At 62.7% G+C, this 20,842-nt stretch carries 20 protein-coding genes; 2 read left to right on the top strand and 18 right to left on the bottom strand.

Annotated features, from left to right (window positions below):
• Window positions 1-47 precede the first annotated feature (47 nt).
• Window positions 48-1,310, top strand: coding sequence for a multidrug effflux MFS transporter (locus ACSOSP_RS03580; protein WP_455309609.1), 1,263 nt, complete (start codon window positions 48-50; stop codon window positions 1,308-1,310).
• A 168-nt stretch (window positions 1,311-1,478) separates the two neighbouring features.
• Here the strand turns inward: ACSOSP_RS03580 and ACSOSP_RS03575 are convergent, their stop codons facing one another.
• Window positions 1,479-2,726, bottom strand: a complete 1,248-nt coding sequence (locus ACSOSP_RS03575; protein ID WP_455309608.1) for an NAD(P)/FAD-dependent oxidoreductase — start codon at window positions 2,724-2,726, stop codon at window positions 1,479-1,481.
• Between the two features lie 153 nt (window positions 2,727-2,879).
• Here ACSOSP_RS03575 and ACSOSP_RS03570 point away from each other — a divergent pair, with 153 nt between their 5' ends.
• Complete coding sequence (locus ACSOSP_RS03570; protein ID WP_455309607.1) at window positions 2,880-3,617, top strand: class I SAM-dependent methyltransferase; 738 nt, start codon at window positions 2,880-2,882, stop codon at window positions 3,615-3,617.
• 51 nt (window positions 3,618-3,668) lie between these two features.
• On the opposite strand, the gene ACSOSP_RS03565 is transcribed toward ACSOSP_RS03570, so the two are convergent.
• From ACSOSP_RS03565 to ACSOSP_RS03485, 17 genes are read right to left on the bottom strand one after another with little or no spacing between them, the layout of a single operon-like run.
• Window positions 3,669-4,106, bottom strand: a complete 438-nt coding sequence (locus ACSOSP_RS03565; protein WP_455309606.1) for a signal peptidase — start codon at window positions 4,104-4,106, stop codon at window positions 3,669-3,671.
• A gap of 42 nt (window positions 4,107-4,148) precedes the next feature.
• Window positions 4,149-5,396 carry a beta-ketoacyl synthase N-terminal-like domain-containing protein gene (locus tag ACSOSP_RS03560; protein ID WP_455309605.1) on the bottom strand — a complete coding sequence of 416 codons (1,248 nt, stop codon included), beginning with the start codon at window positions 5,394-5,396 and terminating at the stop codon, window positions 4,149-4,151.
• The gene (locus ACSOSP_RS03555) at window positions 5,393-6,619 is read right to left on the bottom strand and encodes a beta-ketoacyl-ACP synthase (RefSeq protein ID WP_455309604.1); all 1,227 of its coding nucleotides are present in this window, start codon (window positions 6,617-6,619) and stop codon (window positions 5,393-5,395) included. The genes ACSOSP_RS03560 and ACSOSP_RS03555 overlap by 4 nt, the downstream gene beginning before the upstream one ends.
• Window positions 6,619-7,344 (bottom strand): 3-ketoacyl-ACP reductase FabG2, encoded by a 726-nt coding sequence (locus ACSOSP_RS03550; protein WP_455309603.1) that lies wholly within the window; start codon window positions 7,342-7,344, stop codon window positions 6,619-6,621. The genes ACSOSP_RS03555 and ACSOSP_RS03550 overlap by 1 nt, the downstream gene beginning before the upstream one ends.
• Entirely contained in the window at window positions 7,341-7,808 is a 468-nt protein-coding gene (locus ACSOSP_RS03545; RefSeq protein ID WP_455309602.1) for a hotdog family protein, read from the bottom strand. Before ACSOSP_RS03545 ends, ACSOSP_RS03550 begins: the two co-directional genes overlap by 4 nt.
• A gap of 8 nt (window positions 7,809-7,816) precedes the next feature.
• Window positions 7,817-9,001, bottom strand: coding sequence for a beta-ketoacyl-[acyl-carrier-protein] synthase family protein (locus ACSOSP_RS03540; RefSeq protein ID WP_455309601.1), 1,185 nt, complete (start codon window positions 8,999-9,001; stop codon window positions 7,817-7,819).
• On the bottom strand, window positions 8,998-11,406 hold the full coding sequence (locus ACSOSP_RS03535) for an MMPL family transporter (protein ID WP_455309600.1): 2,409 nt from the start codon (window positions 11,404-11,406) through the stop codon (window positions 8,998-9,000). Before ACSOSP_RS03535 ends, ACSOSP_RS03540 begins: the two co-directional genes overlap by 4 nt.
• Entirely contained in the window at window positions 11,406-12,053 is a 648-nt protein-coding gene (locus tag ACSOSP_RS03530) for a LolA family protein (protein WP_455309599.1), read from the bottom strand. Before ACSOSP_RS03530 ends, ACSOSP_RS03535 begins: the two co-directional genes overlap by 1 nt.
• Window positions 12,041-12,478, bottom strand: a complete 438-nt coding sequence (locus ACSOSP_RS03525) for an acyl-CoA thioesterase (RefSeq protein ID WP_455309598.1) — start codon at window positions 12,476-12,478, stop codon at window positions 12,041-12,043. Before ACSOSP_RS03525 ends, ACSOSP_RS03530 begins: the two co-directional genes overlap by 13 nt.
• The gene (locus ACSOSP_RS03520) at window positions 12,471-14,078 is read right to left on the bottom strand and encodes an HAL/PAL/TAL family ammonia-lyase (protein WP_455309597.1); all 1,608 of its coding nucleotides are present in this window, start codon (window positions 14,076-14,078) and stop codon (window positions 12,471-12,473) included. Before ACSOSP_RS03520 ends, ACSOSP_RS03525 begins: the two co-directional genes overlap by 8 nt.
• On the bottom strand, window positions 14,071-15,786 hold the full coding sequence (locus tag ACSOSP_RS03515) for a glycosyltransferase family 2 protein (protein ID WP_455309596.1): 1,716 nt from the start codon (window positions 15,784-15,786) through the stop codon (window positions 14,071-14,073). The genes ACSOSP_RS03520 and ACSOSP_RS03515 overlap by 8 nt, the downstream gene beginning before the upstream one ends.
• The gene (locus ACSOSP_RS03510) at window positions 15,783-17,471 is read right to left on the bottom strand and encodes an AMP-binding protein (protein ID WP_455310835.1); all 1,689 of its coding nucleotides are present in this window, start codon (window positions 17,469-17,471) and stop codon (window positions 15,783-15,785) included. The genes ACSOSP_RS03515 and ACSOSP_RS03510 overlap by 4 nt, the downstream gene beginning before the upstream one ends.
• A complete protein-coding gene (locus ACSOSP_RS03505; RefSeq protein WP_455309595.1) occupies window positions 17,468-18,142 on the bottom strand; it encodes a hypothetical protein in 675 nt (224 codons plus the stop codon). Before ACSOSP_RS03505 ends, ACSOSP_RS03510 begins: the two co-directional genes overlap by 4 nt.
• Complete coding sequence (locus ACSOSP_RS03500) at window positions 18,142-18,393, bottom strand: acyl carrier protein (RefSeq protein ID WP_031359256.1); 252 nt, start codon at window positions 18,391-18,393, stop codon at window positions 18,142-18,144. The genes ACSOSP_RS03505 and ACSOSP_RS03500 overlap by 1 nt, the downstream gene beginning before the upstream one ends.
• Window positions 18,390-18,695 (bottom strand): phosphopantetheine-binding protein, encoded by a 306-nt coding sequence (locus ACSOSP_RS03495; protein WP_455309594.1) that lies wholly within the window; start codon window positions 18,693-18,695, stop codon window positions 18,390-18,392. The genes ACSOSP_RS03500 and ACSOSP_RS03495 overlap by 4 nt, the downstream gene beginning before the upstream one ends.
• Window positions 18,670-19,491, bottom strand: coding sequence for a lysophospholipid acyltransferase family protein (locus tag ACSOSP_RS03490; protein WP_455309593.1), 822 nt, complete (start codon window positions 19,489-19,491; stop codon window positions 18,670-18,672). Before ACSOSP_RS03490 ends, ACSOSP_RS03495 begins: the two co-directional genes overlap by 26 nt.
• Window positions 19,475-20,197 carry a beta-ketoacyl synthase chain length factor gene (locus ACSOSP_RS03485; protein WP_455309592.1) on the bottom strand — a complete coding sequence of 241 codons (723 nt, stop codon included), beginning with the start codon at window positions 20,195-20,197 and terminating at the stop codon, window positions 19,475-19,477. Before ACSOSP_RS03485 ends, ACSOSP_RS03490 begins: the two co-directional genes overlap by 17 nt.
• Between the last annotated feature and the right edge of the window lie 645 nt (window positions 20,198-20,842).

Below are 20,842 nucleotides of genomic sequence, written 5' to 3'. Positions count from 1 at the left end.
CGAACGCGCCGGCACCGCCCCACCGAATTCGCCTCTCCAATGCCTTCATGAACCCCACTACCCTCGACCGCTCTGCCCCTCCCGCCCCGATACCGAACTCGCCGCGCTTCCTGCTGTTCGTGATCTGCCTGTTCGCTTCCGCCGGGCAGCTCGCGATCGACATCTACGTGCCGGCGCTCCCCGCGATGGCGCGTTTCTTCGCGACTTCACCCCAGGCAATCCAGTCGAGCGTTTCCGGCTACATGGTGGCCTACGCGCTCGGCCAACTCATCTTCGGCCCCGTAGCCGATGCATACGGACGCAAGCCCGTGCTCGCTTTCGGCCTCGTCGTTTTCACGATCGGCTGCCTGCTGTCGCTCGCCGCGCCGAACCTGGAGACGTTCCTCTTCGCCCGCTGCCTGCAGGGCTTTGGCATCGCCGCCACTAACCTGCTCGCGAAGGCGATCATCACAGACTCGTTCTCCGGGCAGGCGCTGATGCATGCGTTCACCTACATGGCGATCGCGTGGGGGCTCGCGCCGATCGTAGCGCCCGTGATCGGCGCACACCTGCAGACGTGGTTTGGCTGGCAAGCCTGCCTCGTCTTCCTGCTCGTCTATTCGCTTGTGATGTGGGCGGTGATCTGGCGATACCGCGAAACGTTGCAGCGCCCGGTGCGCCTTGAACCACGCACGCTGGTGACAAACGCGGGCAAGGTGCTCTCGAGCCCGGTGTTCCAGAGCTGCTTCCTCGCTCAGGGCCTGTGCTACAGCATCTTGCTCGTATTCAACATCATCGGACCGTTCATGGTGCAGAACACGCTGCACAAGCCGCCGACCTATTTCGGCTTCCTCGCGCTCGGCATCGGCATGATGTATTTCCTGGGCGGCCTGTCGAACCGCGTGCACAGTCCGCGTCTGCCGAGCCCGGAACGGCGGCTGTATATCGGCGCGCGCGTGATGGCGGCCGCATCGATCGTGATGCTGTTGCTTGCGCTCACGGTCGGCCTGCGCGTATGGACGCTTGCGACACCCGTGCTCGTGATGGGCTTCTGCGCCGGCGCGATGTATCCGACGTTGATGGCCAAGGGCAACTCTCTGTTCCCGCACATCGCGGGCCTGACAAGCGCGATCCTCGGGTGTGCACTGCTGCTCGTGTCGTCAGCGACGATGGGGCTCGCCGGCTTCCTGTCGGTGCAGGTCCTGACGCCGCTCGCGGTGTTCTTCGTGATCCTCGCGTTCGGTGTCGTCTGGATGGTGACGAAACTGCTGCGGCATCTGGCGCAACTCCGCCCCGACGCAACCGTGTGCCGCAACGGCAAGGTGGCGTAGCGCGTAAGCCCTGACCCGACTTCTGCCCGACGCGAACCGGTCGATGGCGCCCTCCCGCCAGTTCAACGTCGGAGCCTTATTTACCGCATTGCGCTCGCTGGACGCATCGATCCAATCCAACAAGCGCAATGCACGGAGCGGTCCAGCTTTCAACTAGATCACGCCCCCTCAAGCACCCTTGCATATCTCATGAAGGGCGTTGAGCCTTCGCACAGGATCAGCCACATACGGATTCGATTCATCCCACGCATAACCCGCCAGCACGGCGCTGATAAAACGCGCGATCTGCGGTGTTTTATGCGGATAAAAGATGATGTCCTGCAACTCGCCCGTGTACCACCGCTCGACGAATGCACGGAACGCATCAATTCCTTTTCGTAGCGGCACATCGTACTCTGCCTGCCAGTCCGGCTCCTCTCCATCGAACTGCCGCTCAAGCGTTTGTACGGCCAGATGCGCGGAGCGCAGCGCGATCGTCACGCCCGAAGAAAACACCGGGTCGAGGAACTCGCCCGCGTTACCGAGCAACGCGTAACCCGGACCATGCAGCCGCTCGACGTTCGCCGAATACCCGCCGATATGCCGCACCGGCATCAGGAACGGCGCCTCTCCGATAAGCCCGTTGAGCGTCGGCTCCTGCCGGATCAGCGCGCGCAGCTTTGCATCGCGTTCGCTTTCGGGTCCCTCCAGAAAACTCGCTTCGGCTACGCATCCGACCGACGAGCGTCCGCCCGCCAGCGGGATCATCCAGAACCAGACGTTGCGATGCTCCGGATGCGTCGCAACGCAGATCTTGTTGCGGTCCGTGGCGCCGGCAGGAATGCCATCGCGCACATGCGTAAAGATTGCCGCACGCGTGGGCATGCGCGTGGGCGTTTCGAGATCCAGGAGTCGCGGCAATACGCGGCCAAAGCCGCTTGCATCGAGTACAAAACGCGCTTGCACGCGGTATGCACTGCCCGCTTCATCGATCACGTCCAGCACGGGCGCAGTGCCGGTTTGTATCGCCTGCACGGTGTGGCCGAAACGCACTTCGGCGCCCTGGTTAGCGGCGCATTGGATCAGCAGGTCGTCGAATACCGCGCGTTCGACTTGGTACGTCGTGCCCCATCCCGGCGTGTGTTTATCGCGGAAATCGAAGGACGACGACTGGTCCCGGTAAATGAAATGCGCGCCGTTCTTGTACTGGAACCCCGCCTCGACGACGGCCTGCAGCATGCCGGCTTCTTCCAGGTACGCCATGCTTTGCGGCAACAGGCTCTCGCCGATTGAAAAGCGCGGGAAATGCTGGCGCTCGAGCACGAGCACCGAACGGCCCGCTTTTCGCAGCAGCGCGGCCGCGACCGCCCCTGATGGGCCCGCGCCGATGATGGCGACATCGACAGTCGTATCTTGTTTCGGAGAATTAATATTCAAGCGTGCCTCGTTTAGGCCCTGGGGCTGTCTGTGGAATGTGGTGCGGTCCACGTTACATTGATCGTCTTTCGTGCTCGTGCTTCTACGCGTGCCATGCTTGCCAGTACAATGACGTGCGCCCTGTTCGCATCCTTTGTTGCCGGAGAGAGATTCGTGTCGTCATCCGAAATATCCAGCGTTGCCTTCGTGCCGGAGACGGCCTTCGGGCTATGGTTCCTCCGTACTGCCACGTGGGAGCATCACGTTCTTCGGGTCGCCATCAACGATCTCAAGCGCCTGGTCACTACTCCCCTGCCCGCAGCTCCTGTGATTGTCGATGTGGGCTGCGGGCAAGGTCAATCGTTCCGGCTGCTCGGCAACGCGTTCAAACCTGGCCGGATTATCGGGGTCGATTTTCATGAGCCTTCGCTCGTGGAAGCACAGAGTGCCGCGCGCGCTTGCTCGCGAGACGATGGCTGGGAGACCGCGATCGAACTGCTGCAAGGCGACTGCGCGCGACTGCCCTTGCCCGATGCGAGCACCGACATCGTGTTCTGCCATCAGACCTTCCACCATCTCGTGGATCAAGGCCGCTCCCTCGCTGAATTTCGCCGCGTACTGAAACCCGGCGGAGTGTTGCTGTTCGCTGAATCCACCGATGCATATATCAAGTCCTGGGTGATCCGCTTGCTGTTTCGCCATCCCATGCACGTGCAGAAAAGCGCCGATGCCTACCTCGACATGATCCGCCATGCCGGCTTCACATTCGGTTCGAAAAACATTTCCATGCCTTACCTGTGGTGGAGCCGTGCCGCAGACTTCGGACTCCTTGAACGGCTTGGGTTGCATCGGCCGCTGCCGGGCAAGCGTCGTGAAACGCTTGTCAATGTGGCTGCGATCAAGGGCGGTTGAATCCGTTCTTGATCGAAGCTTGCGCTTCAAAGTTCAGCGCTGCTCCCCGATTTACTGCGCGCCAAGCACGACAACATCCCCATGCACCCGCAAGGCCGCCGCGCTTGGGCTCACGCCACAGGTGAACTCGGTGGCCGACGCCGATTCGGTGCTATGAAAACTCGTCCCAACGTTGATGACGGCGTTCGCGTGATGGTCCCGGGCGTACGTGCGCAACTTCTCCAGCGCAGCGGCGAGCGCACGGTTGCATGCAGCATCCTGCCCATCGGTCTCACGCGCGATACGCACCGACGCAGTAGTTTGCCCAACCTGACTCTGCACGGCCGGATGATCCTGCGAACCGAAATACAACGCAACCTGCGCGCCCGGGACTGACTGAGCGGACTGAGCAACCACCGGTGCAAGCGGTAACGATTTGACCTGCGTTGCACACCCGGACAACGCTGCTACAACCACCATCAGCCCGCCAAACGCATACTTGCTCTTCATCTTGTTTCCCCGGTTAGTTCTTGTCATGGTCATCAGAAAATTTCAGGCGCCCTTCCACGCATCGAAGACCAGGCTGGCGCAACTGCCGCCGAACCCGAATGAAATCGACATGGCGGTGTCTATCGTCATCGGCCGCGACGTGCGCACGAGTGGCATGCCGTTCGCGCGCGGATCGGGCGTTTCGATCTGCCCGGTCCCGGCGATAAAACCATCGCGCATCATCAGCAACGCGTAGATTGCTTCGTGCACGCCACAGGCGCCCAGCGGATGGCCGGACAATCCCTTCGTCGATGAAAACAACGGCATGTCATCGCCGAATACATCCCGTAGCGCATCCAGTTCTTCGACGTCCCCAAGCGGCGTGGAAGGTGCGTGCGTGTTGATATACGACGGACGTGTGCCTGCTTCGTCGAGTGCGCCACGCATGGCGCGCGCAATGCCCGACGCATGCGGACTCACCATGCCCGCACCGTCCGTGCAATGGCCAAAGCCCGTCAGTTCGGCATGAATGCGTGCGCCTCGCGACAACGCATGGTCCAGCGACTCGAGCACCAGCACGCCACCGCCCGATGCAATCACGAAGCCATCACGCGTGCTGTCATAGGGGCGCGAGGCCCGTTCCGGCGCGTCGTTAAAACGACGCGACAATGCACCCATTGCGTCGAACATCAGCGTCATGTTGTCGTGCAAACCTTCGCTGCCGCCCGCGAGTACGACTTGCTGGCGACCGGTCTGGATCAGTTGCATCGCCTGTCCGATCGCGAGCGCCGATGTCGTGCAGGCCGACGACGGCGAATAGGTCATGCCCTCCAGCCCGAACACCTGGGCCACGTTCGCCGATGTGGTGCTGCCCATCACCTGAGGGACCACATACGGCGGCACTTTCTCGATACCGCTCGCGTGGGCGATCGCCATCGCCACGTCGTACGCCGAGATCGTACCGGTGCCCGAGCCGATCACAGCGCCCGCATGCGGCGAACGCAACAGGGCGGGATCGAGGTCGGCGTCGTGTATTGCCTTGCGCGCTGAATGGCATGCGAAACGCGCCGTGTCGCCCATGAAACGCTCGAGCTTGCGATCGAACCGCGGCTCACCTGCAATCGATGCTACGCCCGCGACCTGACTTGCCAGACCGCGTTCACGCCACGCATCGACGCGCGTAATGCCGCATCGACTTGTGCGCAAGGCAGCGGACACTTCGTCGAGCGTATTGCCCAGGCACGACACAATGCCCATGCCCGTCACGACCACGCGTGACAGGCCACGAGGCGTCGGCATAACTTCGCTCATGTCACGCGCCTGAAAATCAGCGACGTGTTGATACCGCCGAACGCGAAGTTGTTGCTCATCACATATTCTGCATCGATCGTACGTCCGCTATCCATGATGTAGTCAAGCGGCGCGCAAGCCGGATCGACCTGCGTCAGGTTCAGCGTCGGTGCATACCAGTTGCGCTTCATCATCTCGATGGTCCACCACGCCTCCAGCGCGCCGCACGCGCCCAGCGTGTGGCCGACGTAACTCTTCAGCGAGCTGATCGGCAAACGCTCGCCGAAGGTCTGTGCTGTCGCATGGCTTTCCGCTACATCGCCGCGATCGGTCGATGTGCCATGCGCGTTGACGTAAGCAATGGCTTCGGCCGGAAGCCGTGCATCGCGCAGCGCAAGCTGCATGGCGAAGGCCATGGTCTCGGCCGATGGCTGCGTCATGTGCGCGCCGTCCGAGTTACATCCGAAGCCTACGATCTCCGCATGAATGCGCGCCCCGCGTGCAAGCGCGTGTTCATACTCTTCAAGCACCAGGGTCGCCGCACCTTCACCGACCACAAGGCCGTCACGGGCGACATCGAAGGGACGCGGCGTGAGATGCGGCTCGTCGTTGCGCGTGCTGGTGGCATAGAGCGTGTCGAATACAGCAACGGCCGGCCCGGACAATTCTTCCGCGCCGCCTGCGAGCATCAGCGTCTGCTTGCCGGCTGCGATCATCTCGTACGCGTAACCGATCGCCTGGCTGCCCGATGCACAAGCACACGACGTTGGCACAATGCGGCCCTTCAGGTCCCAGAACAGGCTCACGTTGACGGCCGTGGTATGCGGCATCATCTGCACGTAGCTGTTCGAGGTCACATCGCTCATCGATCCGGTTTCGATCATCTTGCCGAATGCGCGAATCGGCTGGACCGATCCGGACGATGATCCGTAGGCCACGCCCATGCGGCCGTCCTTGATCGTGAGGTCATCGGCGAGACCCGCATCGGCCAGCGCCAGTTCACTCGCACGCACCGAATACAGGGACACGGGTCCCATCGAACGGGTTTTCTTGCGCGGGTAATGAGCGGGCGGGGTGAAGTCAGGCAAGGGACACGCGAGCCGCGTATGCAGCAGTTCGAAGTAGTCCCATTCGGGCATCCGGCGCACCGCGTTGCGGCCGCTTCTCAAGTTGGCTTCGATCTCGTCCCAGGCGTTGCCGAACGCCGTGACGCCACCCATGCCGGTAATGACGACGCGCTTCATCAGATCATCCCGCCATTGACGCCAATCACCTGCCGCGTGATGTACGAGGCCGCATCCGACATCAGGAAGCTCACCACGGACGCGACTTCGGCCGGTTGCCCGACGCGGTTCATCGGCACCGTCTTTAGTGCCTGGTCAAGCGGAACACCCTCGAGCATGCCGGTGTCGATCAACCCAGGCGCCACGCAGTTGACGGTAATGTTTCTTGTCGCCAGTTCGACGGCGAGCGCCTTCGTGGCGCCGATAAGGCCGGCCTTCGCCGCGCTGTAGTTCACCTGGCCGCGATTGCCCATGACCCCGGAGACAGAAGCGATCGTCACGATGCGCCCGCCCTGTTTGGCGCGCACGAGCGGCATGGTCAACGGATGCACGACGTTATAGAAAGAGTCGAGACCGGTTTCGATAACCACGTCCCAGTCCTCTTCGGTGAGCGCCGGGAACGCCGCGTCACGGGTCACGCCCGCGCAACAAACGATGCCGTAATACGCGCCATGGCTGGCGACATCAGCTTCGAGCACTTCGCGGCATGCGGTGCGGTCGCGCACATCGAATTGCAGCACGCGCGCGCTGCCACCCTGCGCAGCAATACCCGTCGCGACCGCTTCGGCCTCAGTGCGCCCACTGCGGCAATGCACCGACACCGTGAAGCCGTCTGCCGCGAGTTGATACGCTATCGCGCGGCCAATGCCGCGGCTTGCGCCCGTTACAAGAACACGCCGGCTCATGATCCCAAACTCCCAACAATAAACGACTGAAAATCAGCCGGTTGATACACCTTGATGACGGCTTCGGCGCAGCACACGCTGTCATGATGGATCGTGCATTCGTACGCACCGTGACCTTCTTCGCCGCGCAGCAGTTCTTTTGCATCGATGCGCAAGCGGGCGCCGCACGCAAACGCCGGCAGATGCGCCTCATAGCGGCGCGATCCGAGCAGGACGCCGGGACGTGCCTGACCGCCTGCGCGCATCGCGAGCAAAGCGACATGCGCCGCAATGGTCTGCGCCATCAGTTCGATGCCGATCCACGCCGGCATCGCACCGTCGGCATCGGCGTACCAGGCATCCGCATGCACGCTTGCGTAAGCCGTCACGGTTTCGTCCGTGCAGTCGCTGACGCTGTCGAGCAGCAGCATCGTGCCCCGGTGCGGCAAGATTGTTTCGATGGAGCCAAAGCTGTTGTTATTCATGGAGGTCATCATCGGCCGAGGATCAGGCTGACATTGCTGCCGCCGAACGCAAACGAATTGCTCATCACGTACTGCGCGCCTGCCGTGTGCGGCAGGTAGCGCTCGCTTTCGACCAGATCGAGCAGCGGCAACGCCGGATCGGCCTCGCCGTCCCACAGATGACGCGGCAACGCGACGTTGTCGCGTGCGAGCGTGAGCCACGCGAACCCCAGCTCGGTCGCGCCCGCTGCGCCAAGCTGATGCCCGGTCAACGGCTTGGTGCCGCTGGCCGCGACGCCGTCCTTGAACACGCGCGCCATCAGATGCGCTTCCATGTCGTCGTTCTTGCGCGTGGCCGTTGCATGGAGATTCACATAGGCAATATCGGCCGGAGCAAGGCCGGCGTCCGCCAGTGCCGCACGCAATGCGATTTCGCCGCCCGCGCCGTGTGGATCGGGCGCGGAAATGTGATGCGCATCGCTCGATTCGCCCGCGCCCGCAAGCACGACCGGGCCTTCGTCACGGCTCATCAGGAATACAGCCGCGCCCTCACCCACGTTGATCCCGCAGCGGTTGCGGCTCATCGGATTCGAGCGGACCGCACTGGTCGATTCGAGCGACGCGAAGCCCTGCACGGTCAATTCGCAGAGTGAATCCACGCCACCGACCACGACCGCATCGCACAGGTGCAACTGGAGTAACCGGCGCGCGGAGACGAATGCCTTCGCGCTCGATGTGCACGCGGTCGAGATCGTGTATGCGGGCCCATGCAGGTCGAGCGCTGCGGCGGCGAACGGAGCCACGGTACCAATTTCCACTTGCCGATAGTCGAAGTTCACCGGCAACTTGCCTGCTTGCGCTTGATACACGAACGCAGCCTCGGCCGCTTCAATGCCCGATGTGCTGGTGCCAAGCACCACGCCAATCCGATGCGCGCCATAACGTTCGCGCGCGGCTTCCACTGCCGGCGAGATCTGCGCGAGAGCCGCAAGCAGCAGCCGGTTGTTGCGGCAGTCGTAACGCGCGAGGGCGTCCGGAGGCGCGAGATCGAGCGGCACGTTCACGCTGCCGGCGAACGCATCGCCGATGCCTGTATGAATCGTTCCCATGCCGGGTGACACGCCGGCCGCGAGCGCAGGCACGATTACGTCGATGCTATCGCCGAGCGCATTGATCATCCCCAGCGCATGCAGATAAACCTGTGGCGCGTTCATGCGGCCCTCCTTCGTTCCGATGGCATGCCGATGGGCGCAAGCAAGACCGATACCGCGATACCAAGCGCAAGCGTCGCGCCGAAACTCCTCAGCGCAGGCATGGCGCTCATGGCAAGCAGGCCGAAGGAAAGCAAGGTCGTTGCCGCCGACAGCAGCACGCCTGTCCACACCGCGCCAAGATCGGCGTTCGCGCGCGCGGCGCCTTCGCGCAGGAACACCGCATAGTTTGCGCCCACGCCGAGTACGAGCATCAACGCCAGCCAGTTGAACAGATTCAGCGGCACGCCTGCGTAACCAAATACGGCGAGCGTCACGCCCACCGCCAGCAACACCGGCAGCGTCACGACGATGCCGCCGAGCGGCCGGTAACGCGCCATCATCAGCAAGAGTATGCACAGCAGCGCGCCCGCGAGCCAGATGCCGCTGTCGACTCGGTAAGCACCGAACAGCGTGGACACGCTCGCGGCTTTATCGACGAAGGTGACACCCGGCAATGCATGTGCGGTGGAGATCAACACAGGCTGGTTAGCCGGCGTAACGCCCTGCGGAATCACGACGGCGGCATATCCGCCCGATGCCGACTCCGGGTCGACTCTGCCGAGCCACAGATGACGGAACGGCTGCGACCACGGTGCTGCAAGCCAGCTATCGATGCTCAGTACCGCATGGTCCGACTTCGCGTAGGCCGCAAGCCACGCGTCGGCGACTTCATCGCGGAAACCGGCTTGAACGAGCGTCGCGCGTAACGCGGACGGATCGTTGAATACGCGTTGACCAAGCAACGCACGGTCCTCGCCCTGCCGCTTCGCCGACGGGACGAACGACGTTATCGATTGCCAACTGCTCAGCTTGGCAACGCCCGTCAAACCGTCGAGCTTCGCGCCCAGCGCCTCGGCGCGCTCCAGCACTATCTCCGGCGTCTCGCCACGCACGACGAAGAATTGCGTGCTGTTATCGAAACCGACTGCGTCGCGGACCTTCTGCTCCTGCGCCATGAGCACAGGGTCACGCTGGATCAGCAGATGGATGTCGTCGTCGCTCGTGAGCCGCAGCCAGCCCGGCACGGCCACAATCAGCAGAAGAGCGGCTACTCCCCATGCCCGCCGTCCGCCGATCACTGCACGCCACGCGCCAAGCAGACGTGCCGCCGCGGCGAATACACGTTGCGGGCTGCGCTTGGGCGCACGGACCAGCAACGCCGGCAACAGCCACAATACCGATGCAAACGCGGTACAGATCCCCACGATCGCAAAACAAGCAATCTGCTTGAGCGCAGGAAACGGCACCCACGTGAGGATGCCGTAGCCGAGCAAGCTTGTCGTCAATGCGACCGTCAGCGCCGGCCGCACGGCACGCACGCCGCGATGTGCATCCCAGTCACGTCCTGCGCCGAGATAGACGACGAAGTACTGGATCGAATAATCGACTGCCTCGCCGATCAGGCTCGCGCCGAACACGAGCGTCAGCAGATGCAGCTTGCCGAATATCAGCATGGTGGCGGCGAGCGCACACACGATGCCGAGCGCCGTCGAGACGAAGCCAAGCAGGATCAGCCGCGGCGAACGGAACACCCACAACATCAGCAACGCAATCCCGCAGAGCGACGCGATACCGATCAGATGCACCTCGCGTTCGGAAGCAGCGCGCGCCGCCTCCGCGTAGAAAACGGCGCCGGTGCGGGCCAGGGTGACGTCGGGGAAACTTTGCTTGAGAGCGCCTTCACTGTGAGCCATAGCTTCGTGGACAGCGTGCTGGACCTTCGATTCGTATGCCGAACCCGGCAACGTTGCCATCACAAGAACACTGGTCGCATTGCCTTGATGCGCCACCAGTAAACCGTCTTCCAGTTCGAGGTTCGAAGTCGCCAGCGGCAACCCTGAAAGCCAGTGTTCGAGCCAGCCGAAAGGATCGTCGGCGAGTTGCGTCGCGAGGCCGCTGTGCAGCGGACTGTAGAGGCGTCGCGCGAGCGTGTCCTGCAAAGAGAACGTACCGTCAGCTAGCGCGGTGCGATCGGCCGGTGCAAGCAAGCCGAATCGATACGGCATGTACAGCGTGCCAATCGTCGATAAATCAAAGGGCGGCAGCTCTGCCGTCACCGAGCCGAACGCTTTGCTTGCCGACAAGCTTGCACCAAGCTGTTTTGCCGCGGCCTTGGCATGCGCGGCGTCCTTGCTGGTCACGAGGAAAACCGTGCGGTCCCCGAGCGCGGTTGCCAAGGTATCGACGGCTTGCTCAGCGACCGGATCCACTTCCGTTGCGGGTAACAACGCAAGCAGGTTCGTCTGCAGCGGCGACGGTCCGGCAAAGCGCCACCCGCAATAGAGCGTAGCCGCAAGCGCAAGCAGCAGCCAGGCGAAGCGCATGCCCCACGCCGGTTTTGCGACTTGTGATTGCGGCACCTGCATTACGGCGCTCCGAACAGCGTGCGATCGGCCGGTGGCAATTCACTCAACGCAGCGCTATTCGCAAAGTCGATGCGCGTGACGTCGCCATTCGCGAGCGTAATGCGCAGCGCCTGCAAATAGTCCCCACCGCTCATCTCCAGGCCCTTGATCGACTGCGCAAGTTGCGGTTGATTCGGCGTCAGCTGCATACGCCATTGCGCCGGCGTGCCGTCGGCGTGTACATCGAATTGTGCGTAGAGCGCTGAGAGATCGCCGCCCAGCATCGCGCGCATCATCCGCGAAACCTGCGCCACGCCGCGCACGCCGCTGCCGCTATTCGTGCTCAAACGCTGGCCGTTGGCGTTCACTTCGCTCACGCCGGTATCGGTGATGACGTAGGTCGCTTTGTACGGTGTATCGATCTGCCAGATCACGCCGCGTTCGCGGAAAAACACCAGCGAGCCCGTGCTGACAAGCGGCTGTTTCATCGCGGACAGCGTTTGGGTTTGCGTGAACTGCGCGCGAACGCCCTTGGCTTGAGCGAGATGCCCTGCTATTTGCGAGACGAGACTCGTATCGCTCGCTGGCGCTGGCTGCGCAGCGAACACGGGAGGCGCTAAGGCAATCGACAAAGCCGCAACGGCTCCACGCCAACTCAACGTGCCCATGCGCGCTCCAGTTTCTCGAACACTACGGGCGGCGACACGAACTGCAGCTCCTGCGTCGCGGCTTCGATAGCAACCTGGATCGTATGGCCCTTGGTCAACCGTTCGCCTGAAGCAGCATCGACAATTTCGTAGCCAATCTTCAAGCGGTTTTCATATTCCAGCAATTGCGTGCGTACCTCGATCTGCTGCCCGTAGGTAGCCGGGCGAACGTACTTGAGATGCACTTCGACGATGGGCCAGAGATAGCCTGATGCTTGCATCTCGCGATAGTCGTAGTCGAACACGCGCAGCAGCGCAGCGCGGCCGATCTCGAAGTACTTCAAGTAGTGGCCATGCCAGCAGACGTTCATGGCGTCGACGTCGTGGAAAGGTATTTCGACTGCCGCGCTCGCGGTCAGGACCTTGGGGGCCGCAGCTTCACTCATGCTGATCCTCGCTGCCATAACCCGCGACCAGTTCACACGCCGCGATCCTTGCAGTCAACGCACGCAGGTCGCTTTCAAGCGCGCGGTCTTCATCGACGAACGGCGATTGCGCCGTCACGCTCTCCATGAATTTGCGCAACGGCGGGGGGATGGGTGTCGTATTGTTGATGCGCAGACGCAAGCGCGCAGCTTGCACCGTAGCGAGCGTATGTGCCGCGGCGACCTGCTCGGTGAGCTCCAGGATCCGCAGGCAATCACGCGCGGCGATCGTGCCCATGCTCACCTTGTCCTGGTTATGCGCTTCGGTCGAGCGCGAGAACACGCTCGCGGGCATGGTGAGCTTCAGCGCTTCCGCGGTCCATGCCGACGACGATATCTGCACCGCCTTGAAGCCGTGATTGATCGATGCCCGCTCAGGCGCCGCGCCCGACAAGCTGCGCGGCAGGCCGTTGTTGAATTTATCGTCGACCAGCAGCGCCATTTGGCGGTCCATCAAATCGGCGAGATTCGCGACGGCTACCTTCAGCGCATCCATCGCGAACGCGATGTGGCCGCCGTAGAAGTTGCCGCCGTGCAGCACGCGCTCACCGTCGGGATCGATCAGCGGATTGTCGTTCGCACTGTTCAGCTCGTTCTCTATATCGCGACGCACCCATGACAGCGCATCGCGCGCAACGCCGATCACGTGCGGCGCACAGCGGATGGAGTAGCGATCTTGCAGACGATGCCCCGGCGTGTCCTCACGGCCGGCGAGATCCTCGCGTATCCATGCCGCTGCTTCGGCCTGCCCTGCGTGTGGTTTGACTTCGAACAGCATCGGGTCGAAGTGCGCGGCGCGGCCATCGAGCGCGACCGTGGACAACGCGGTCAGGCGTGCCGCGAGCCGCGTCAGGTGAGCGGCACGGGCGAACGCGAGGCACGCGAGGCCCGTCATGACCGCCGTGCCGTTCATCAGCGCGAGCCCTTCTTTCGGTGCGAGCGTGAGCGGTGTGTGGCCAAGTTTGGCCCAGGCGCTGCGGGCATCGCATAGCTCGTCGCGAAAGCGCACGTCGCGCTCGCCCACCAGCGCGGCCGCCACGTAGGACAGCGGCGTCAGGTCACCGCTCGCCCCCACCGATCCCTCCGATGGTATGCGCGGCAGCACGCGATGATTGATCAGGTCGGCGAGCCGTTCAAGCAGCACGTGACGTACACCGGAGAACCCGTATGCCAGTGAATTCAGACGCGCGGCGATGACGGCGAGCGTCTGCGCGTCGTCGAGATGCTGGCCCATGCCACAGCCGTGATAACGCAGCAATTGCAGGGGCAGGACTTCAACGAGTTCCATGGGTACATCGACCACGCACGAGTCGCCGTAACCGGTGTTGACCCCATAGACGGTGGCGCCCTGGGCCAGATGCCGGCGCAGGAATTCAGCGCCGCGTTCAATACGCGAGCGCCACGCCGGATCGGCGCTCAAGGCAACAGGCGTTCGCCCATGAGCAATCGATACCACCTCTTCAATCGTCAGCCGCCTGCCGCCGATAACGATCGCTTCTTCGGTTGTATGAGCAAACCCGGCCAACTCGACTAACTCATCGCTCGCATCATGTTCAGCCACTCGCGCCTCCAGTGCCATTACGATTGCCATTGGGACGCGCCCAGAAATCGAAGAAATTGAACCATTGATAAGGCGCCTTGCGGCAATAGTGTTCGAGACGCGATGCATAGCGCTGCGCCCACGCCGCGATATGCTGCGTACGTTCCCGGCGCGGCAACTCGATGCGCTCCGCGAACGGCTCGAAATAAAGCCTGTACCCCTGCTCTTCCTTCAGGCAGAAAAACAGGTACACGGGGCAACCGAGCGCGTGGGCCAGCACGTAAGGGCCTTGTGCGAAAGGCGCCGTCGAACCAAGAAACTGCGCCTCGGTCGTGCGGCCGGAATCGTGCGCGGGCACACGGTCACCAACAATCACCAGCAGTTCGCCGGCGTCCACCCGATCCTGCATCATCATTGCCGTTTCGGGGCCGAAGTCGTTGACCTCGACGAGCCGTTGCGCGAACTCGCTATTCGCCGATGCCAGCACGCTGTTGAATCGGCGCGCGTGCTCCGTATAGACCACGGCGGTGACCTTCGCATGCGCGCCGCGCGTGGCAAGCGCCCGGGTCATCTCGAGATTGCCGAGATGCGCGCCGATCACGAGTGCGCCACGGCCGCTGGCGCTCAGCGCTTCGAACGCGGCTGGGTCATCGAACTTCACGTCGTCCATATTGACGCGACCCGACCATGCAGCGAGTTTATCGAACCCGGATCGCGCGAAGGCCAGCATGTGTTTATACGCGGACCACCATCCCGGGCGAGGCGTTCCATCCTGCGGCGCGGCTTGTTGCAGATGCGTGAAGTAGCTGCTCGACGCAGCGCGTGCACGGCTCCCGGTCAGCAGGAAATAGGCAACGATTGGATGCAGCCACAACGCAGTGAAGCGCGTGCCAAAGAGACGGCAACTCAGCGCGAGCAAGGACATGCCGAGATGACTGCCGCGCTCCGCAATATGCCACCAGTGCTTCTCGTCTTCATCCGGCGCGCGCGGCATCAGCTTGTGTGCGAGCAGCACGGGCAGCCGCGCCAGCATGCCCATGACGAGCCGCGTGTGGGTACGGCTGATGCGCACGTTGTCCCACAGCACGTCGAAGTGCGAAACGCCATCGCTTGCGTAAGTGACACGTGTCGGGATCGAACGGAACGCTGCCCGGCGCCAGTACAGCCGCACGAGTATCTCGATGTCGAAATCCATGCGCGTCGGCAACTTCACGTCATCGATCAGCGCGCACACCGGGACAAGCGGATACAGGCGAAAGCCGCACATCGAATCGCGGATCGTGAACGAGAGCGTTTCGATCCACACCCACACATGGGTGAGGTATCGGCCGTAGAGACGCGACTTCGGCACGGATTCATCGTAGACGGGGCGCCCGAGAATCACCGCGTGAGGCGCGGCGCGCGCAGCTTCGATGAAGCGCGGGACATCGGCGCTGTCATGCTGTCCGTCCGCGTCAATCTGCAAGCCATGCGTGAAACCCGCCTTGCGCGCGGCCCGCAGGCCCGCCATCACCGCCGCGCCTTTGCCCCCGTTTATCGGCAGGCGGATCAGCGTGAGCGTGTCCGAATAGCGTTGCTGAAGCGTGGCGAGAACATCCTGCGTCGCCTGATCGCTACCGTCATCGACGACAAAAATCGGCAACCCATGCACGCTCAGATTCGCGACGGTCGCGCTGATTGCGTCCTTGTGGTTGTAGATCGGAATCACGATGCACGGGACGACGCTCATGCGATACCCCGATAAACAATGACGCCCGACGTGCAATCCCGCCCACGCAGCCGATACGCAAATTGCACGCGGTGGCGCGACACGTCATGCGTCAACGTGAGATCGAGCAGCGCGCCCGGCGGCACTGGGGCCTTGAACTTCAACTGCTCGATCGATGCCAGCGTGCGCACGCCCGGCACTTGCTCGGCCGCCAGTCGCATCGCCCAGTCGATCTGCACGACGCCCGGCAGGATCGGCAAGCCGGGGAAGTGGCCGGCGAAATGCACAAGCGTCGACGGCACGCGAAGTTCGTAGTGCAACGCGGTCTCCCTGCGCGCTTCGGAGAGCACTTCGACGCCGTCAGCGCGTGCATCGAACGCCGCTGCAACAGCCGCGGCCGGCAACTTCCCCCGGGCATCGAACGGAAGTGCCAAACGGAAACGCCAGAAACGCGGCAGCACGACGATATCGAAATACGCCGCAAGGTGGCGGCGCAGGACCTTGGCGAGCGCGACACGTCCTCGTTCGAGCAGCGCTCCACTACCCGCTTCGGTCAGCGCCACCACCGCGCCGACACGCTCGCGCGACATCCCTTCAAGCGACACCGCCGCCGCTTGCGCCACGTACGGATGCTGTCCAAGGCGTGCTTCCAGTTCGGGCAGCGACACGCGCTTGCCATCGAGCTTGATCACGCGGTCCAAGCGGCCTTGCAGGCGAAAGCGTCCGTCCGGATCAAATGCGATGGTGTCGTCGGTACGATGCCAGTCATCGTGGCCCAGGTGCGGTGAACGCAGGTTGAGCGCACCGTCGTCACCGCGACCGATCTCGATGCCCTTCAATGCTTGCCACGCATCGGTCTGATCCTGCCGGCGCCATGCAATGCCGCCCGTCTCCGTGCTGCCGTAGATCTCGACCGGCGCCGCGCCGAAGGCCGAGGCATAGTTGCTTGCCGCGTCTGCCGCAAGCGGCCCGCCCGATGAAAAAAACACGCGCGGCGCAGGGCTCAAACTTGCGAAACCATCGAGTTCAGGCCAGCGCGACAGTTGCGCCGGCGTCGACACGACGACCGAGCCGCCCGACCCGCATTGCGCAATCCGCGCCTGCAAATGTTGCGGCTCCATGCTGAGCGCGCGGTCGAATGCACGCCCGGCCGCAAGCGGCCAGAACACGCGAAACAGCAGCCCGTAGATATGATGATGCGGGACGCTGCCGAGCACGGTTGCATCGCCGGCAAGCGCGCCCCACTGCGTCTCGAGCGTATGAACTTCGGCGTTGAATTGCGCGAGTGTCTTGCGGATCGGCTTCGGCGCGCCGCTGCTGCCGGAGGTGTACAGCGTGAGCGGCGCGAGCGGGTCGATCAGCAATGAAGATCCGGCGTACTCTGTCTGCGTAACCAGCGCAGGCATGTCGGCATCGCTTAAAACGGCATCGTAGGCATTCGAGAGATCGGCCAGATAACCGGGCGCTGCATGAGCTGGAATGACCGGTTCCTTGCCGCACGCGAATAGCGCAAACAGCGCGCAGGCGAAGTTGAACGGATCATCAATACACAATGCATAGCGCCGCGCCGGCTGCTCGCTTAAACGCGCGGCGATGGCCCGCACTCGCGCCGCGAACGTGGCGAAATCGAGCACATCGGCGCCGTCGCGGCAAACGGGCGTGGCGGCATCACGGCGGCCCTGCAACAGATCGTGCAACGCGATCATGCCGCCTCCGAGCGCGCGGCTCGCGGCAGCACGGCCACGTAGCGCCATACGATCTCACCAACCAGCAGCACCCCTATCAATCCATATGCGATCGCGCCGTTATAGAGCGACCACGCGGCACGCGTCCAGAACAACGCGGTATAGGCGGAAAACGCACCGTTCAGCGTGAAGAACACGCACCACATTTGCGTGACCCGGCGTGTGTACCGCACCGCATGCGCGCCAAGCGCCGGATTGCCCATGCGCGCGAATTTCTCGACCATCGATGGACCGCGCGCAAGCGTCGCGCCGAACGCGACCAGCAGTCCGAGGTTCACAAACGAGGGATACAAATGCAGCAGCAATTCACTGCCGGACAACACGATTGCTGCCGATGCGCAGCTTAGAAGGCCGGCGACGCACCAGTCGGTCGCGCTCAGTTGGCGCAGCGAAGTCGCGAACGTACCGGTGCCGGCCCAACGTTGCAGCCATAGCAGAGCGAACAATGCGGCGCCGATGTATCGCGGCTCATCCCAGCGCCATGCACACAAGATCATCAACGGGTAAGCGAGCTTCAGCGCAATTTGCAGGACCACTCGCAGAACCGCTCGCAGCCAGCCAAGAGGCCTGTCTCGCAGGCCTTCGGGCGCCGTGGCGCCCTGCCCGCCGGAACCTGGATGCTCCGCTTGCATCACCCCTGTTCCGCCAGCAGCGATTCCACTGCACCGATCACATCGCCGACCGTGCGAACCGACTTGAACTCTTCGGGCTTGATGCGCCGACCGGTCATTTCCTGCAGCTTGATGGCGAGATCGACAGCGTCGATGCTATCCAGGTCGAGGTCCTCGTAAAGATGCGCTTGTGGCGTCACGCGATCGGGCTCGATCGCGAAGTTCTCTTTGAAGATGGCGCGGATGCGCTCAAGGATCTCTGTCTCGGTCACGATTTACTCCCCTTTTCGCCGATGTCGTTCGTAGCGCTCAGTCCGTCCTGCTGGCTGGCGACCAGCGCTGCGAGCGTGCTGATCGAACGGAAGTGCTCTCGCGTGCGCTCGTCGTTCGCCGCAATCGTCAATTGATAGTGTTTGCGCAACACAATGCCGATCTCGAGTGCGTCGATCGAATCGAGGCCGATGCCATCGGTTTCGAACAGCGGCGCATCGTCATCGATGTCCGCAGGCGTCAGGTCTTCCAGATCGAGAGCGTCGATCAGAAGCTGCTTAATTTCCAGTTTCAAAGAATCCATAGTCGAACAGCCGCTGGTTAATGTGCGCCTCAATAGCGCTGGTCAAAGTGCGCGCGGCCAGGGCCGGAGAAGGAGTTTCATGCGAGGCGTCCGGGGAACCATCGTGCCCCATGAGCTGGTCGGCCGCGACGGGCTCGAGCACGCTCACGCGGATGCGGAACGCCCGCGACGGCACGTCATACCAGCGCATCTGCTTGGTGAAGGCCGGCGGGTCGCAATCGATCAGCACGGGCAGGATCGGCGTGGCCGCCTTGAGGGCGATGTGCGCAAAACCGCGTGAGAATGCGTGCAACCGGTTTGGCGCCGGACTGCGCGTGCCTTCCGGAAAAATGATCATGGTATAGCCCGCGGCGATCTGGCGGGCGCTGGCTTCAACGAGTTCGACCGGGTCGGCGTTGCTCACGTATTCGGCCGCCCGCACGATGCCCCAGAAACAGGGATTACCCCAGTGCGCGTTCTTGACGACGCAACATGCACGAGGCGTGAGCGCGAGCAGCACTACGACGTCAAGGTAGGTTGGATGGTTGGCCACGACCACGACGGGGCCGCTGTCGCGCAACGCGGCCGCGCCAGCGACGTCCAGCTCCATCACGCCGACCCACTGCAAGAAGGCCACCAGCGCCCGGAAAAACCAGTGAATGATGGTCGTGACCATACGCTGACGCGACGCGCGATGCGGCCACAGCCACGCGAGCGGAAACACCAGCACCGAGAACAGCAGTCCGCAGACGCCGAACACGACGAAGCTCATGCCTGTGGCGGCCAGCCGCCAGCCGTGACTAAGCCGCGCCTTCATGCCAGCTCCAATGCCAGGTATTACCGGCGTTTTGCCATGTGGCACGCGAGCGCGTGTCGAGACAGCGCCTGACCGCTTCGCTCTGCGTAAGGAAAAAGTCAGGCACGGCGGGACTTTGCAATGCCGGCTCTGGTGCACCCGAAAGAGTCCCCGAAAGAGTCCCCGATATCGTGCATGTGAGCTGCCCAGCCGCACGGGTGTCGAGCAGGATCGCGAGCGCACCGCCTTGCACCTCGTCTTCAATGGTGCCGTAGGCGGCATCGGCTGGCTCGTCAGCATAGACCACCAGCACGGGCGACGACGGGTCCGCCTCGAACTGCGCATGTGCTTCAAGCAAGGCAAACCCAAGCGTTTCCGCCCCGGCGGAAATCGCGTTGGCGGGGGAACGGTCGCCGCGGGCGATGCCGAATATGCCGGTCATCGCGTTGAGCACCGACAGGCTGAAAGCAGTGGGAGAAACCGGCTCGCCCGTGCTGATGGCGCGCAGGATCTCGGTCGTGCGCCGCAGTTCACCATGCCGCGACGCGAACACCACGCGCACCCGGTCGAGTTCGGCCACGCAGTCGTGGGCGACCTTCAGGGCGCTTCGGGACAGGCTGCTCAGACGGCGGCGGACCATCGGCTCGATGAAGCTGATATCGGCGGTCGCTGCGGCAGCGGTGGCGGACCATCGGGAAACGGGCATGGTCCAGCGCAGATCGTGCATACGATATTTACGATTTGAAAGGCACCAGCACCTCACCAGGATTCGCCTGTGCGGGCAGCGCATGAATGAGCCCACTCCAACCGGACGATCTTCAACCGGCTGTCAAGAGATGACAGTTGGATAGTCCAATGCCTGTACCGACTTAACGGCAGTTTGTGCCGATTGTTTAATGCCATATGGAGTACGTGAGGGTACGTGCAGCGGGTAAATGAATTATCTGGACCTTGATCGGCTCTGCATTGAGGGGCGAATCATACTGAAAGTTTCCTGCTAAATCAGCCAGAAAACGGTTCGCGCATGGATAAGTCTCACATATACGACGGAAACGACGAAACCTCATGGATGTTCAAACAAACTCAACCGGACTCCACACGACAATAACGGAAATCCAGGCACCGTTCCCCCGTCGTCCTAATCGAAAAAGTTACGGAATGTATGTTCTGGCGGGGGGACTGGCTAAGTCTTACCGTCTTCCTCGCCTCTGATCACGCGCGCGATGGTCGTTAGACCCAACGAGAACAACGCTTTCCCCGAGTTCTGCAAAGAGTGCGGGAGCGTTATTTCACTCAAAATGTCCCTGCCGAATATAAGTCAGGTAACTGTGACTTGATCGACACTTCGCGCGGGTTCGTACAATGCGTAACG

The organism is Caballeronia sp. KNU42, assembly GCF_053760385.1.
The sequence above is the reverse complement of the archived record's forward strand: the minus strand, read 5'-3'. Positions and strand labels throughout refer to the sequence as shown.

Coding starts and splice junctions, on each gene's coding strand:
- ACSOSP_RS03530 (WP_455309599.1), bottom strand. CDS start 12,053: ATGGGCACGTTGAGTTGGCGTGGAGCCGTTGCGGCTTTGTCGATTGCC.
- ACSOSP_RS03540 (WP_455309601.1), bottom strand. CDS start 9,001: ATGAACGCGCCACAGGTTTATCTGCATGCGCTGGGGATGATCAATGCG.
- ACSOSP_RS03485 (WP_455309592.1), bottom strand. CDS start 20,197: ATGCACGATCTGCGCTGGACCATGCCCGTTTCCCGATGGTCCGCCACC.
- ACSOSP_RS03505 (WP_455309595.1), bottom strand. CDS start 18,142: ATGCAAGCGGAGCATCCAGGTTCCGGCGGGCAGGGCGCCACGGCGCCC.
- ACSOSP_RS03550 (WP_455309603.1), bottom strand. CDS start 7,344: ATGAGCCGGCGTGTTCTTGTAACGGGCGCAAGCCGCGGCATTGGCCGC.
- ACSOSP_RS03560 (WP_455309605.1), bottom strand. CDS start 5,396: ATGAGCGAAGTTATGCCGACGCCTCGTGGCCTGTCACGCGTGGTCGTG.
- ACSOSP_RS03515 (WP_455309596.1), bottom strand. CDS start 15,786: ATGAGCGTCGTCCCGTGCATCGTGATTCCGATCTACAACCACAAGGAC.
- ACSOSP_RS03565 (WP_455309606.1), bottom strand. CDS start 4,106: ATGAAGAGCAAGTATGCGTTTGGCGGGCTGATGGTGGTTGTAGCAGCG.
- ACSOSP_RS03490 (WP_455309593.1), bottom strand. CDS start 19,491: ATGAAGGCGCGGCTTAGTCACGGCTGGCGGCTGGCCGCCACAGGCATG.
- ACSOSP_RS03495 (WP_455309594.1), bottom strand. CDS start 18,695: ATGGATTCTTTGAAACTGGAAATTAAGCAGCTTCTGATCGACGCTCTC.
- ACSOSP_RS03555 (WP_455309604.1), bottom strand. CDS start 6,619: ATGAAGCGCGTCGTCATTACCGGCATGGGTGGCGTCACGGCGTTCGGC.
- ACSOSP_RS03580 (WP_455309609.1), top strand. CDS start 48: ATGAACCCCACTACCCTCGACCGCTCTGCCCCTCCCGCCCCGATACCG.
- ACSOSP_RS03510 (WP_455310835.1), bottom strand. CDS start 17,471: ATGATCGCGTTGCACGATCTGTTGCAGGGCCGCCGTGATGCCGCCACG.
- ACSOSP_RS03535 (WP_455309600.1), bottom strand. CDS start 11,406: ATGCAGGTGCCGCAATCACAAGTCGCAAAACCGGCGTGGGGCATGCGC.
- ACSOSP_RS03545 (WP_455309602.1), bottom strand. CDS start 7,808: ATGAATAACAACAGCTTTGGCTCCATCGAAACAATCTTGCCGCACCGG.
- ACSOSP_RS03525 (WP_455309598.1), bottom strand. CDS start 12,478: ATGAGTGAAGCTGCGGCCCCCAAGGTCCTGACCGCGAGCGCGGCAGTC.